The following is a 15,412-nucleotide window of genomic DNA, read 5'->3' on the forward strand; positions in this document are numbered from 1 at the left end:
ATGTCATTTAAATCATTTGTTTATAAAATTCTTTTTATTGTAGGAGTTATTATTTTTTCTGCTGGTTCATTCATCTATTTAATGGATCCTATGTGGACATTTAGTTCTAAGCACCGATTTAATGATGTCCAAACGGTCATAAACGAACGTCAACAGAAGACAAATCGAATACACTTTCAGCCTTTTGAATTCGACACTCTTCTTCTTGGCAGTAGCAGGTCTACGTATATTAATCAGCATGATTTCCAAGGGATGGATGTTTATAATTATGCAGTTAGCAATATGTCTGTCCGTGAATATAATAGCTTTATTGAATTTGCTAAAAAAGAAAGAGGTCAAGATTTCACCAATATTATTATTGGGCTAGACTTTTTTAAATCCAGTACAACGGAAAGCAATGTGGCACTGTCTTTAGATCAATATACAAAAAAGCTTGAGGAGCCGTTCTACCGCTATAAAAACCTATTATCGTTAGACCTACTTGAGTATTCTTGGCAAAACTTTAAGGTGTCTAAAGACAACAAAATTTTAGAAGAACGAAACTATAACCGTAGCAATGTAGCAGTTGCAAAAGAAATAGACCCTGAGCTTAAGGAGCAACAAACAGTAGCTAAAATCCAAAAATTTCGCGACGTATTCTATGGTGAAACGTATGAATACAATCCCGAATACAAAAAATATTTATTGGAGTTAAAGGAAAATAATCCTAATACAAATTTTATTATCTTCACTACACCCATTTCGAACAGACTATTTGAAGCACTTGTCGATGAAGGGCGCTATACTGATTACGAAAGATGGTTACAGGATATTACATCGGTTTTTGGGGGTGTTCATAACTTCATGTACCCGAATTCTATCACGAATGAAATAGAAAATTATTTCGATGGCCATCACTTCTATCCTCACGTCGGCACAGCCATCGCTCGCAAAATAAGTAATCCGGGAGACCCAGAACTACCACCTGACTTTGGAAAATATGTAGACTCTGCCAGTTTAGCAGAGCACCTTGCCTGGATTAAAGAACATAATCAGCAATTGTTTGTTAGAAATTAAAAAGCATCGCTCCTAGGTGAGCTGCCCTACATTACGAGCAGTTCATCTATGGCGATGCTTTTATTTATTCTCACGTTTCTTTTGCTAGCATTAGACCAATAGAATAGTTCTTCTTCCAAATGCTATCAAAGCTTGATGTTGGCACCGGCCTTGGCCCAACATATTTCGAAATTTCAGGTGTAAATCCTGGCTTTTTCAACTCTTGAATAAACCAATCTGTATAGCCTCCACCACTTGGATTTCTCACAGCGGGAACTAAAGCATAACCAGTTTTTTCTTTAATCTTATTGGCAATTGCTTTGTCCCTTATCGAGTTTGAATAACTCTGATTAAAGTGCCAGTAAAGAATTTCTCCAGAAGAATGATATGCAGTAGCTGATTTAAACTGATGCTTTAATGTAAAGTCTACTAACGCTTTTGCTTCTGGTTCGCTTAATGGGCGCTTCCCTTTATAGTTTTGAGGACCGGGCTTGCCAGGATCACAGCAAATATTTTCCCAATCCGCAGGATACTGTCTATTTAAGTCTACTCCACGTATGTTGGCTTTCCAGCTTGAAAAATCCTTACTATTCCCGTTCAATTTTAAAACGTAGCTCGGATTTTTCGCACTTTTATAGCCTTTTTGAACTAAAGTCACGCCATCTGGGTTTACCATTGGAACAAACCAAATACTTGTTTTATCCAAAATTTCTCTTACGTTATACCCATCTAAGGTTTGATTTCGAAGATAGGCATATGCATAAGCATCTATCATTTCCATCACTACATTGGTTGTCAAATGTTCACGTGCATGATGGGAACCATTGATGAAAATTTCTTCTTTTCCTCTTCCTAATTTCAGCGCGTATAGATTTCGACCATCTACTGAATTTCCAATGATTTGAATCTCAGTCATATCGGCATACCATAATCGAATATCCTTTAGATCTTTAATCATTTGTTCATATGTATAGGTATGTCGAGGATTAACGAAGTCTCCCACATAACGGTTCACATCACTCTTTTTCACGTATGCTCTCCTACCAGCAAGCTCCACGATAAAGTAATCTCTATATGCTTCAATCGCTTGAACTTCAATTTTCTTTTCCATGCGAGCCATCGGAGTTAACTTTCCACCATTTGAATAATAAAAGTTGGTTACATTTAATGAGATCATTCGATTGGTGAACTTACTTCCTTCTACAATTCCATTTGGTAATTCACCCGCTATTACAGGTTCGGTTTCATCCTTTAACACATATCCTTTAAACGAGCTGAATTGGACGAGATGATACAGACCTTCTTCGCCAATTCGTTTAAAAGTCTCTCCCTTTAGTAGCCTAGCACGCTTTACTAATTTTCCATCTTCCATTTTGAAAACAGCCGTATCAACCGTAGGCTTAAATATTGTGCTATTGGTATAATAATCCCAACTCGATGCAGGTTCCGTTACGTCTTTTAATATAAATCCTATTTGGTCATTCCATGACACAGAGTAGTCTGCTTCTGTTTCGCTTATTACTTGAAAAACGGTACCTAATGCTATTGGAACCCGTTCAATTTCCACATTATTTTCATCAACTATTATTAACTCTGTTTCTTTAATTACTTTTATAAACTCGGTAGTTAACTTATTCGCATATGTGTTTGGAGCAAAAATAACTACCCATAAGAATAAAAGTATAACTATCTTCCAATAATTTTTCTTCATTAGTCCTCTCCCTTCCCTATCAAATATTAAAGACTATTTTTTTATAAATCTAGCATTATTTTGAAAAATTTTGAGATTTTCTCTCTGTATCTTATTACCAAAATATTAATATTTAATATTTTCACATGGAAGAGAGCTATAATGCTTCTATTGTTGTTTAAACCAAACAAACACTCTATCAAGGTAGAGAAGATTGTTAACCTTGAAAAATATACAAGCTAAGAATATTCAAAATAATTTTTATGAAACACTCGCTAAATTATGGAGGGATTTTTTTGTTTGGGGAAAAATGACTAATTCTTCCTAACTGTATAGCAAAACAAGTCATATTTCGGATAAGAATAACAAACCCTATCTATATGGAAGAGGTGTTATATGAGAATAATATGGGTCTTAGCTTTACTGATCGTAGTTGGTGGCTGTCGAAATGAAATGAATGGCCAGAGAGCAAAACAAAATGACAATGAATACCTAAACATTTCATCCATCGAAAACCAAAAGAGTAATAACAGAAAAACCATTACTCTAGAAAAGATTCCATATGCTGAATTTAAAGATAGATGGAATGCTCTAGCAGACGAAATGGACAGGAATTTACATATAAATGAATTAATCTATGTTGACGATCCAATCGATCCTTACTTTCAGTGTCTGCTTCAAGATCAAATGGAAGTTAGAGCAATGAGTGATGGTGAGGGTATCGTTAAGATACAATTTATTTCAAAAAGCTCAAAAGACCATTATAAGATGCTCACAGGATGGATTGTAGTGTACCAGCTATTGAAAGGGGAAGATTCACAAAAGGATGGAGATGCTTTGCTTGCTACTCTTGGAGTGGGTCCAAATGAAAATCTTGAGAATATTAACGAAAGCACTCTTTTATATGAAGGAATTAATTATAGGGTATCTCCATATGCTAATGGGTATCTGTTCGAAGCTTCCTACCCCAAAGATTTGTAAATTGAATTAAGGAGGCTAGATTTTTATGAAAGTCTTCAAAGCTTTGCTCCTATTGTTTGCTTTTTTAATTTGGTCTCCCATGATGTCACAAAGCTCTGCTCAAACAAATTTATATAATATGTCCTATTTGTTTTTTGGAAGCCCTACTTCATATCTTGATCAAGTCAATCAAACAAAAGGTAGTCTTCAAGTCGTATCTCCAAATTACTTTGATATTCTCCCTGACGGTTCTCTAAGTGTCACTTGGAAACTACAGACCTCCTTTATTACTAAAATGCATAATAAAGGCATTAAAGTAGTTCCGTTTTTAGCCAATCATTGGGATATGGAGGCAGGTATTAACGGTCTTATTAAGCGTGAACAATTGGCAAAGGATATAGCAGCCGCAATAGAAAAATACAATTTGGATGGGGTTGATGTAGATATTGAGGGAGTCGGTTCCACCTATAGGGATGCACATACGGACTTCATTCGACTTCTAAGGTCCTATATCCCAAAGCACAAAGATGTATCAGTTGCCGTAGCTGCCAATCCAAACGATTGGAAAACTGGCTGGCATGGATTATACGATTACAAAGCTCTTTCAACTTATGCGAACTACCTTATGATCATGGCATATGATGAAAGCTGGGAATCTCCAGAAAGTCCTATAGGTCCCGTTTCAAGTATATCTTTCGCAGAGCGTTCAATACAATACGCCATTAACCAAGGGGTCCCAAAAAGCAAAATTGTCTATGGAATCCCTTTTTATGGGCGATTGTGGAAGCTGAATGGCCCAACACTTGAAAACAAACAAATTACTGGGATGGGGATTACAAGTGAACGAATAACAGAACTCCTATCTAAATTTAACGGACAGCAAACATACGATGAAATAACTGAAAGTGCAAGTGCTAGCTTTACAATTCCAAAAGGACAGAGTTTTTTTATTGGAACGACGAAGCTCACCGAAGGACCCTATGTTATTTGGTCTGAAAATGAAAGATCTCTTAAGGCTAAACTGCGCTTACCGAAAAAATATGGGATAAAAGGGACTGGCTCATGGTCGTTATATTTAGAGAACCCTAAAATGTGGGATTACTACTCTTTATGGTTAAATGGACTCTATTTTAGGGATGTTTCCTCAGGCTACTGGGCAGAGCCAAGCATCCATTACGTTTCTCAAGCAGGATGGATGGTTGGTAAGACGAGTACCACATTTGCGATTGACTCTACACTCACACGTGCAGAAGGCGCAGTAATAATAATTAGGGCATTAGGATATGACAATTACAAACCGCAAACCTTTAAATTTAATGATGTGAAGGGTCACTGGGCCCAACATGAAATTGAAACAGCACGCGAATTAGGATTCTTACATGGAAAAAAAGAAAACCAATTTGGTCCAGGGGATCCCCTAACAAGAGAACAGCTCACCAGAATATTATTTAATATCTTTAGTTACCCTATTGCTAAAACTGACAACTCACCTTTTCCTGATTTGGACCCTGGGCGTTGGTCTTATGAATCGATTGTTGCGGTTTATCAACAGGGGTATATAGGCGGCTTTAAAGATGGAACATTCCGACCTACAGCCCATTCAACAAGAGCCCAAATGGCAGAATTTATGTATCGCATGAGAGATGATATTTTAAAAATTCAAAAGTGAGAATCTGTCAGTAATAATACTAGATAGCTTTTCGTAAACCTGATGGATCAATTAGAAGTCTAAGCAAAAATGTAATATCCCTAAAAAAAACCTGCTCCGTTAAGTTCTAACGGAGCAGGTTTTAAGGTTTTCTATGGAATTTAACCAGCAAGTCAAAAGGAACACCCTATTCAAGTATTTATTTACTAAGCTCTTCTAGCGTATCTACAGCCCCGTCTACCTCATAAATATCGTGTTCTCCTACTAACTCTTTTGGTTCCTCGAGGATGTTACTTGATGAGGTAACATTGTTTTTATACTTCTCTACAAGGTCTGTGTAACCTTGTTCACTCAGCATTTCAAGAATGCTGGATTTTATATATTGATTGGTATGAATTAAATACTCTGTCTTTGAACGGATCATCGAATCAAAGATGGAACTGCTAACCATGCCTATATCTTCGAATAATTCTTGACTAGCAAGCAAATCTACCAATGTTAGCCACTCATAATCTCTCCCATTAAACACCAGGTTACCGTTAACCTGATACCATAGGTCTCCATCATCTCGAATCCATCTCGGGTACAGATGCTCGACAGCTGCTTTTATTTCCTTAGCTGTTTTTAAATACTTTGCATCATTTGTTTGCAGATAAGTTTCAATTAAGAAACGCATCTCGCCTAGAGCATGGTTTAACGATACATGGGTGGTTTTACTCCCAGGTGCATAATAATCGGCAATCAAATGGCTAGAGCTCGTTATTTTTATGACATTTCCAATCGCTTTTTGATCCACTAGGAAATCTGCATATTTTTGATTTGCTTTTGCTAACTGTGGTATTTGAAATGTTTCTCCAGCATTTTTTAGAAATAGAGCGGTGTTTTCATTATGACGTGTATCAATATAAGGAGCAGTAGTTCCATAAGCATTTTTCAACCAGGTACTAGTGTACTCCGTTTTAAATACAGGGACATCCCCACTTCGAATCGCACCATTTGTAAACACGTCTAGATCTGCAATTGAATTCATGACCAAATCATAGAAGTAACGTTCACTTGAACCATTATATGCCCGCAAGTATATCCCACCTTGCATATAGCCTAAATTCCGACCAAATCCTAGTTTATACCCCGGTTCAATGGACCATGGGAGCTTCGTATATACACCGTCTGCAGTTAACCATTTGTTAATGGTATGATATTCGTCCACACTTCTCTGAAACCAATAATCCATATAATACGAATCCTGAAATAATGGTTCATTTGAAAGCAGTGCCCAGCTCTCGGAAATGGCCTTTCCAGTTACCTTCATATCTAATTGCATAGAGACGGCGGAAGATGAAGAATAGATTTTATATCCCTCAAATTCATCTAAAAACTCTCTAACAACAGATTTTTGCCCATTTGCATAAGGCTTTTCTCGTTGAATTGAAGTATAGTTCTTACTCATCATGACTTGATGGGCTGTCTCTTGCCCACTTTTCACACTTAAAAGTCCAATTGGATGGGAGGTGGGATCTATACCAATTGTATCATCATGCTCCCTCTTCACTTGACCATAAGAATCTATTCTTTTTAGACTGTATGAGCTAGCTTGTTCAAATGGTAAAATAATCGACGCAGAATACGTATTGTCCCCATTATGAATAAACCTTGAGAAAATAAATGTATCCCCATTATCAAGCTTTCTTAGTGTCACACGGAGGAAACCTAATGGATTTTGTTTATATCCCATATCGTAATAATAATTGAAATCCTTTGAATGAATGTGGGTAAACTCATCTGATTTTTTATAATGAAGGGGGACACCACTTGTATTCATCCTGATCTTCACTTGATTGCCGTCTCCAATAGGGATGGCTACTTCAGATGAGCTGATATTCTTAGAAGCACCTGGCTCTCCATTATTAGATGGTGGAGGAGAGGTCGGTAAACCCTCTAGTTCATTTAATACTTCAAGCATTCGATAAACGAAAACAGCCGACTCCGCACGCGTAGCTGTTGATTTATGATTAATTTTGTTCTCTTTTGTCCCCAGCACAATTCCATATTTTACTGTCCGTTGAATAGACTGTAAGGCATAGGCAGGAATGGTCCCTTGATCATCAAAATCCAACTGATCAAGTTCAGTATAATCCCCCCTTAACTGGAGAGCCCGGTCAATCATAACAGCTACATCTGCACGTGTTACAGGGGCATTCGCTTTTGAATATCCTTCCTTCGTACCTACTATTAATCCAGCTCGTTTCCCAGCTGCCATTTCATCATATAAGCTACTTCCCCTTGTGACATCTTTAAACCCAGTTTCCCCAGGCGGTAACCTTAGCCCTCTTACTAGAAAAGCAATGAATTGCCCACGAGTTACGGGTGCATTTGGCTGAAATGTGCCGTTTTCAAAGCCACTGATAACATTTTTATTAACCAGCGTCGAAATTTGATTTTTTGCCCAATGGTCACGAACATCTGATAGCTCTTCTGCTTTTACTTGACTATGCATATAGCTTAACGGAAGAGTAATCATTAAGAAAATCACCATAACAGTCTTTCTCATTTTTACCCCCTGATTATGTTAGTTGATTTCCCCATTATAACGTATAGCTAATTAGCATCTGAGTGGTAATTTATGGGTGTTTTTGTTGACCAATTACTGACCCATTACCATATTCCTACAACAAAAGTTTTGCTTCCTTACGAAGCTAATGGTAAAGACGAATGGAAAAAGGAGCACCCATTAGGCACTCCTCCTTTTACACTATTCTACTTTATTCATAAAATCTTTCATTGACGTGACAGGTGAAACCCCCTGCCTTTTTAATTTGTAGCGATGATCACCTAACATGACCCTTCCTGGTTCAGTAGTAAATGCCATTGTGATCTGTGCTGCTTGGGCTGCTTTAATAGTCTCCTGATCATATTGTCCAAATGGATAGGCTAAATATTTCACATGAGAACCAATGATTTCTCTACTCTTCACTAGATCCTTGGCAATGTCATTAAAGCCTTTCATTACAAGAAATGGAATATTTGTCTGCTTGTCTCTAAGATGCATAGAGGCCGTATGGCTTTCATATCTAAAAACATCCGCTGATTGTTCAAGGTCTCTCATACTTAGCTGTTGTAGCCGATCAGGATTAAAGGCATAGTCTGTTTTCCATATTCGGTCCGCAATCAAAAAATTCGTCGCAATAAATCCTCGTTTTTTCAGTTCTGGATACGCATAGATAGCAGCAGATTTTAATCCATCATCAAACGTGATGGCAACAGTTCTACCCGTTAGATTGGAACGATAACGCATGTAATTCTCAAGATCATTTAGAAAAATGGTACGATATCCATTCTTCTTCAAATAATCTAATTGCTGTTGGAAGCTCTTTAAAGAAATCGTCATATGGTTCTTAAAGTAACGATTCTCTGAATCCTTTAATATATGATGGTACATTAACACAGGAATCCCATCATCATTACGAACATGATCCTTATGTATATATCCTGTTCTTCCTCCAAGTTGGATCGTATACCAATGTTTCTTATATGTACCTGTAACAGGGTATCTCATATTTCTAGATAAAAACCCTAACTCCTTTCCAGATCGTGTATCTGAGATAACAGTGACATTCTTTTCTGTAATAACGACTTGATTGGAATATCTTCTCTTCCCAATTGGCTCCCGTTTCTGTGTAACTTCAACACTAGCTTTGCTTACGTATGCTTTTCCATTTCCATACAGAATGTAATAATAGCTCTCATCCTCATCTATGGTTTGGACTATTTGGCCTTTTACTAATTGGCCAACTGTCACCCGTTCTCCCGATATCATATCGAATAATGCCGTATTTTCTTTCGTTTCAATGTAGATATTTGTTGAAGCTTCTCCCCTTTTCTCTGCAGCACTTATTAACAAGAAAAAGAATAGAGGAATTATCCATATACATTTCTTCAAAACCCCAAACCTCCGCTAAAAAATGGTAATAATACCTAATTATAACAGACTTTTTTAATAGGATAATAGAATTATACTAACTTAATACCTTTATTTTACAAAATATATTCTTGTTATTAATCCCTTTTCTTCACTAATTGAGGTAAAATAGAGATTGTTAAATTTACCTTTCTCATCAAAATTTTGGAGGATTTTGTCATGATTTATCAAGTCCGTCTTTTAAAAGGGCTTTTGCATCCACAGGAATTATTCTTCCAGCTTCATAAAGCGGAGGTAATCAAAGGACTAAAGCCTCGTATATTCTTATTGTTTGTGTTTAGTATAATCATCTATGCCATGAGTGCATTTTATGGAATGGGAACGGAATCCATTTCAAAGGAATTAGCTGAGCTGCCTCGAAGTGAGTTCGAAACAAGAAAGCTACTGTTCATGCTTGGAAAAATCGCATGGGCTATTCTCTATACAGCCATCATACTCTTTGTCCCAGCAGCATTTTTTTGGGTGTTTACAGATTTACCCTTTAATAAAGTCGTTGTCATTCAATTAATAGCAGCATGTCTTCTACTATTGGAGAAAGCACTAGTATTTCTCGTAGCATCCATTTGGGGATTAAACCGATTTTCCTCTCCTTTCTCACTCGGGGTGGTTTCTCAATACGTGATAGAATATGAATTTCTGATCTATTTCTTCAGTTTCATATCTATTTTCAGTGTGTGGACCATCTACTTTCAGTACAATGGGATTAAAAAAATATCAAATAAAGAACCAAAAATGGTAGCGTTGATGGTAGTTGGAATTAACCTTATTTTTTGGCTAATTGCTTCATTATTTTCGATTATTAAATTTGAAAAGCTTTTATAAAGGTGTGGAATCATGAAAAAATCACAACTTGTCATACTAGGTACAGCAATTACTTTTTTTATTGCTTGTAACTTTTACTTAATTTTGAAAGAGGACAGTAAAATAAGCCGTTCTGTCTTTATCGAGCATTGGTCCTCTGTTGAGAAGCAAGACCTCAAGAAAACCTTGAAAACGGAAGGACTAATCGTACCTTCTGAAGAGCATTTTATCTATTTTGATGATCAAAATGGTGCTTTCAAACAGTTTTTAGTAAAGGAAGGCGAGCAAATTACACCAGGGACTCCACTCTTTGAATATGAAACCTTTCAATACGAAAAGGAAAAAGAAACAATGGAGAACAGGCGAGATTTGCTAAATGACCAAATTGTTAGCCTAGAAGATCATATTGATGAATTAACAAGCTATATAACTGGTCTTGAAATAGATGCCTCACAGGAAAAAAAAGAAAATAAGGATAACACATACTTTGCCTCTATCGTTGAAATGGATAAAGAAATCTATAATAAAGAGCTAGAAAAGGCTCTTCTAGAAAAAGAGTATGATGCAATTGATCAGCAGCTAGAAGAGCTTCAAGAGGAAGAGAATCGCCTCACGGTAATTAGTTCTTACACTGGGACAATTACAAAAATTCAAGATAGTCTAGCAAACCCTATTATTTCAATACATTCAGAAACCCCTTCCGTGCAAGGAACGTTAACAGAAGAAGAAGTAAGTATGGTAGAATCGGGCATGGATGCATCGATTTACCGAAAGCATGATGGAGAGAAGTTCACTGGAACAATAACACAGGTGCTTCACCATCCTATGAATACTCCTAAATTAAACGAAGATAGTAATTATTTATTTACTATTGGACTAGAGGGGGAAAATGAATCTCTCCTATCAGGTAACCACGTAGACGCCTATGTTACTCTAGAAGAGTTGAAAGATGTTATTACAGTATCAAGTCATTCATTGTTAAAAAAGAACCATGCTTACGTGTTAAATAGTTCGGGAAAAATAGAGAAACGCAAGCTTGAGCTCGGACTTGAAGTAAATAAGCTATATGAAATACAATCTGGGCTAACGGAAAATGAGAAGATAGTTCTTCACCCTGGAGAAGTGCATATTCGAAATAATTCCCCATTTATAACTCCGTTACAGATAGGAGAAGTAAATAAGAAAGCACTCAAGAATATGACAAAAAGCGAGCTAGCGAAATATACATTACTAGGGTTTTTAAGCCGATAGAAGATACCTATCCCTTTCAAATTGAAAGGGATTTTTTTTCATTAAGGAAATATTAATCTTGTAAAAATAATATAAATATTGAAACTATTTGTCATATGTTTGCTATAATTAACTTCGGGTCTATGAATCTATAAGCTTTAGATCATCTATTAATTTTTAGGAGGAGATTCTTCTATGTATTCTAAGTCTTACCGAAAATTATTAGCTACTGCTGCCACAGCCGCTCTTGTTACAGGTGGATATGCAACTACAGTATCTGCTGAAAAGGATTTTTCAGATGTAAACGAACGTTACCAAGATGCGGTTCATTTCATGCTTGCAAATGGGATTAATGGGATTTCCGATAGTCAATTTGGAACAGATAAGGATATTAAGCGTGTTGACGCAGCAATAATGCTAGCAAATGTATTAGAGCTTGATACAAAAAACGCACCTGATTCTGGTTTTACCGATGTACCATCTCGTGCACGTGGTGCTGTCAATGCTTTAAAGGCAGCTCATATTACTTCTGGTAAAACAGATACTACCTTTGGAGCATCTGACACCATCAAACGTGGAGAGCTTGCGATTTGGATTCAAAAGGGCTTTGAGTTAAAGGGGCTTTCTGAAACTAGCTTCAGCGATGCCTCTGACCGCTATAACGAAGCTATCAAAGCATTAGTTGCGAACCAAATTACAAGTGGTGTAAGCGATACTTCCTTTGGAATTGAAACGTCAGCTAAACGCGGAGATTTTGCCATATTCCTACATAAATCCGATCAGGCAGCTGCAGAGAAATTTGAGCTTTCCGTAATGCACTCAAACGACACACATGCACATATTGATAATATTGCTAAGAAAGCTACAGTAGTAAAAGAGATTAGAAGTGAAAAGCCTCATGCGCTATTATTGGATGCTGGGGATGTTTTCTCTGGTAGCTTATATTTCAATGAATTTTTAGGACAAGCTGACCTAGAATTTATGAATTACCTTGGCTATGATGCAATGACCTTTGGAAATCATGAATTTGACTTAGGTGCAAGCACAGATGGTCATAAAGCACTTGCTGATTTTGTAAAGACTGCTGAATTTCCATTTGTTAGTGCAAATGTAGATTTCACTGGTGATTCATTGTTTAACGGAATCTACCATGGTGGAACAATAGCAGATGCACCGATGGACGGGAACATCTATGATGGAATCATTAAAGAGGTGAACGGAGAGAAAATCGGTATTTTTGGTCTAACAACTGAAGAAACTCCGCAAATCTCAAGTCCTGTAAACGTTACTTTCTCTAACTATATTGATGAAGCAAAGCAAGCCGTTCAAGCATTTAAAGCTCAAGGAGTCAATAAAATCGTTGCCATTACACATATTGGTTTTGATGATAATTCAGAGTTTGATAACGATTTAGAGCTTGCTAAAGCGGTTGAAGGAATCGATATCATTGTAGGTGGACATACGCATTCAGAGCTTGATGCTCCTGTACTAGTTGAAGCAGGGAAAGATGAGCCAACTGTCATTGTTCAGGCTAAAGAATACAATAAGTACTTAGGTATGCTGGGTGTTGATTTTGATAGTGAAGGAAAGATGATTGGATTTGAAGGAGATCTTATCGCTATTGATGATTTTGCTGAAGATACAGAAGCTTTAGGAATGTTCCAACCATATAAGACAAAAATTGAAGAGCTTGAGAAACAAACAATTGGAGTAGCAACAACTGTTAACTTAGACGGGGAGCGCGCTGATGTCCGTACTAAAGAAACAAATCTAGGAAACTTAATTACAGATGGCATGCTTGAAAAAGCACAAAGTATTAACCCGCAAACAGTAATTGCTATGACAAATGGTGGTGGAATTCGTGCTTCCATTCCAGCAGGAGATATTACACTTGGACAAATATTAACAACTATGCCTTTCGGGAATTCTCTCGCGATTATGAACTTAACTGGAGCGGAGATTTCAACTGCACTTGAGCATAGTGTAAGTCAAGCTCCAAATGCAAGCGGCGCATTCCTTCATGTTTCTGGAATGAAATTCACTTATGACAGCTCAAAGCCTGCTGGCGAAAGAGTGATTTCTGCTGAAGTGAAAGGTCAAGATGGAACTTACTCACCAGTAAACGAAACATCTACCTATTTTGTAGCTACGAACACATTCACTGCAAAAGGTGGAGACGGTTATGATGTATTTAAAACGGCATATACCGAAGGACGAGTAAGTGAGCCTGGATTTGTAGACTATGAAATGTTTAAGAATTATTTACAAAAGTCTACTTCTATTACACCTGGAGTGGAAGGACGTATTGTAGATACTGCTACACCAGCTGAATAAACTTTTATACAAAAGCCTCTCCAGTTTTTTATGGAGAGGCTTTTGCTATAAACTTATATTCATTATTGTAAGATCAGGGTTTGAACGAAATGCTCGGATACTTCTTTAATTGAACGATCGACAACAACTGAATTAATTTCTACAGAAGTAGCAATCGTAGATTTGAAAACGAATGGGCCTTCCGTCGCTTGTCTAGCGAGTAGCTATTGTCCATAAATTAACGCTTGTTCAATGATTGCTGTATATGTTCCATCACCATTGTCATTCCATACCAATGCTGTTTGATCTAACCACGCAGATGGACTCATTCCATTCACATTACAAAGATCGAGTTCGCGAAAGACCAAGTTCATGTATTACATTTTTATACATTATCTCATATCCTTTGTCATTTGGGTGAAGTCCATCCTTCAATAAACTATCAATTGAATTGCCAGTTGTATCAGTATAATTGAAGAAAGCTTGGTAGTTGCTAATGTAGGTAATTCCATAATCGGCAGCTAATCCTTTTATCGCTTCATCCACTTCATACATCGTAAATTTTCTTGTTCCCTTCAAGGTATCATCTTCTATAGAAGTTGGGTTTGCTGATAGGAGAATGACATGCTTCCTTTCAGCTTTACATTTTTCAAGGATTGGAATGAGATGTGCTTTGATTGCTTCTGCGGAGTAGGAATCAATTCGGTCATTGGTTCCAATTTGAATCATCACCACATCATCATCTTTTTCGATTAAAGTATCTTTGTTATTAAAGAGCCACTCAGAATCTTGGCCACTTACTCCCCAGTTTTCCACAACCGCGTTTTTTTGAAGCTCAATCCCCTCAAAGAAAATGCGGTCACTTATTGATTTTGGATTTTTACCAGCAGATTGAATTTCAACCGTATGTTTCCCATATGTTAATTGGTTGAGTTTCACTACGTGCCCATATTGATTGGACCCACTATATAGATCTTGACGAGTAACTTTTTTCCCATCGACATAGATATCAACAATTGCAGATCCATTTTGCTTAGTAAAATACAAAGAGGCAGCCGTACCCATAAAATCAAATGAAACTCGTGCACCTTTCCCTTTTGTATAGGCAGCCATTTTTAGCTTATAGGCATCGTTCTTAGTAGCCGTTCCTTGGTACTTATAACTAATTCGCGGATCAAGTGGATTAATAAATACTTTTTCATTATACTTTTCTTCTACATGTTTTTTTACTTGATTAGCCCAAGACATGGAATTTTGCTTAGGGATGTAGTAGCCCGTTTTTCCAATCATTTGATTGGTAAGCCCATAACCTGTAGCGCCTGCACCAGCTGTAATGCTGTCACCGAGAATCTTTATTTTCGTCTTCGTTTGAAAAGGATTTAGGAGGGTATCTTCCATTACTTTATCTGGATTTCTAAGCTGAAATGCTTGATTTGAAGATTGAGCCTCCGAATGATCTGTGTCCCTCAAGATATACAACGGAATAACTGAAAACAGCAGTATGATAATGATAAAAAGCCATCGATTTCTATTCATATTTCTCCTCCTTTTACACCCATATTTTTACATAAATATAGTTTAACATAAAAGAATGGCAACTTAAATTCCTTCTTTGGAATTTTTTCATTTCTTGATTATATGTTCATATAGCTTTTGGGAGAAAATCTAGCACCTAGGTCAAGCTAGGGAAAGTAAGTCTTTAGCATAGAGGGCGTTCTTAACCCTTTTCCATTCTAAAATTGGCTTACGCCCAGGC

At 36.9% G+C, this 15,412-nt stretch carries 10 protein-coding genes; 6 read left to right on the forward strand and 4 right to left on the reverse strand.

All coding sequences use genetic code 11. The features are described from left to right. A complete protein-coding gene (locus tag LS684_RS18740) occupies positions 1-1,056 on the forward strand; it encodes a hypothetical protein (protein WP_233808364.1) in 1,056 nt (351 codons plus the stop codon). Between the two features lie 70 nt (positions 1,057-1,126). Here the strand turns inward: LS684_RS18740 and LS684_RS18745 are convergent, their stop codons facing one another. Continuing rightward, entirely contained in the window at positions 1,127-2,746 is a 1,620-nt protein-coding gene (locus tag LS684_RS18745; RefSeq protein ID WP_233808365.1) for a M14 family metallopeptidase, read from the reverse strand. Positions 2,747-3,121: 375 nt separating this feature from the next. On the opposite strand from LS684_RS18745, the gene LS684_RS18750 reads away from it, so the two are divergent. Both LS684_RS18750 and LS684_RS18755 read left to right on the forward strand, forming a co-directional pair. Then, complete coding sequence (locus LS684_RS18750; protein WP_233808366.1) at positions 3,122-3,706, forward strand: hypothetical protein; 585 nt, start codon at positions 3,122-3,124, stop codon at positions 3,704-3,706. 25 nt (positions 3,707-3,731) lie between these two features. Continuing rightward, positions 3,732-5,354, forward strand: coding sequence for a glycosyl hydrolase family 18 protein (locus LS684_RS18755; RefSeq protein ID WP_233808367.1), 1,623 nt, complete (start codon positions 3,732-3,734; stop codon positions 5,352-5,354). Positions 5,355-5,532: 178 nt separating this feature from the next. On the opposite strand, the gene LS684_RS18760 is transcribed toward LS684_RS18755, so the two are convergent. Then, the gene (locus LS684_RS18760) at positions 5,533-7,884 is read right to left on the reverse strand and encodes an S-layer homology domain-containing protein (protein ID WP_233808369.1); all 2,352 of its coding nucleotides are present in this window, start codon (positions 7,882-7,884) and stop codon (positions 5,533-5,535) included. Between the two features lie 201 nt (positions 7,885-8,085). Continuing rightward, positions 8,086-9,273, reverse strand: coding sequence for a polysaccharide deacetylase family protein (locus LS684_RS18765; RefSeq protein WP_233808370.1), 1,188 nt, complete (start codon positions 9,271-9,273; stop codon positions 8,086-8,088). Positions 9,274-9,471: 198 nt separating this feature from the next. Between LS684_RS18765 and LS684_RS18770 the strand changes: the two genes are divergently transcribed. The 3 genes from LS684_RS18770 (at position 9,472) to LS684_RS18780 (ending at position 13,677) form a co-directional block, all read left to right on the forward strand. After that, on the forward strand, positions 9,472-10,134 hold the full coding sequence (locus tag LS684_RS18770) for a hypothetical protein (protein WP_233808371.1): 663 nt from the start codon (positions 9,472-9,474) through the stop codon (positions 10,132-10,134). A gap of 12 nt (positions 10,135-10,146) precedes the next feature. Further along, positions 10,147-11,364, forward strand: a complete 1,218-nt coding sequence (locus LS684_RS18775; protein WP_233808372.1) for an efflux RND transporter periplasmic adaptor subunit — start codon at positions 10,147-10,149, stop codon at positions 11,362-11,364. Positions 11,365-11,538: 174 nt separating this feature from the next. Further along, positions 11,539-13,677, forward strand: coding sequence for a 5'-nucleotidase C-terminal domain-containing protein (locus tag LS684_RS18780; protein WP_233808374.1), 2,139 nt, complete (start codon positions 11,539-11,541; stop codon positions 13,675-13,677). A gap of 318 nt (positions 13,678-13,995) precedes the next feature. On the opposite strand, the gene LS684_RS18785 is transcribed toward LS684_RS18780, so the two are convergent. Then, positions 13,996-15,192, reverse strand: coding sequence for an SGNH/GDSL hydrolase family protein (locus LS684_RS18785; RefSeq protein ID WP_233808376.1), 1,197 nt, complete (start codon positions 15,190-15,192; stop codon positions 13,996-13,998). Positions 15,193-15,412: the final 220 nt, after the last annotated feature.

This window comes from Cytobacillus spongiae (genome assembly GCF_021390075.1).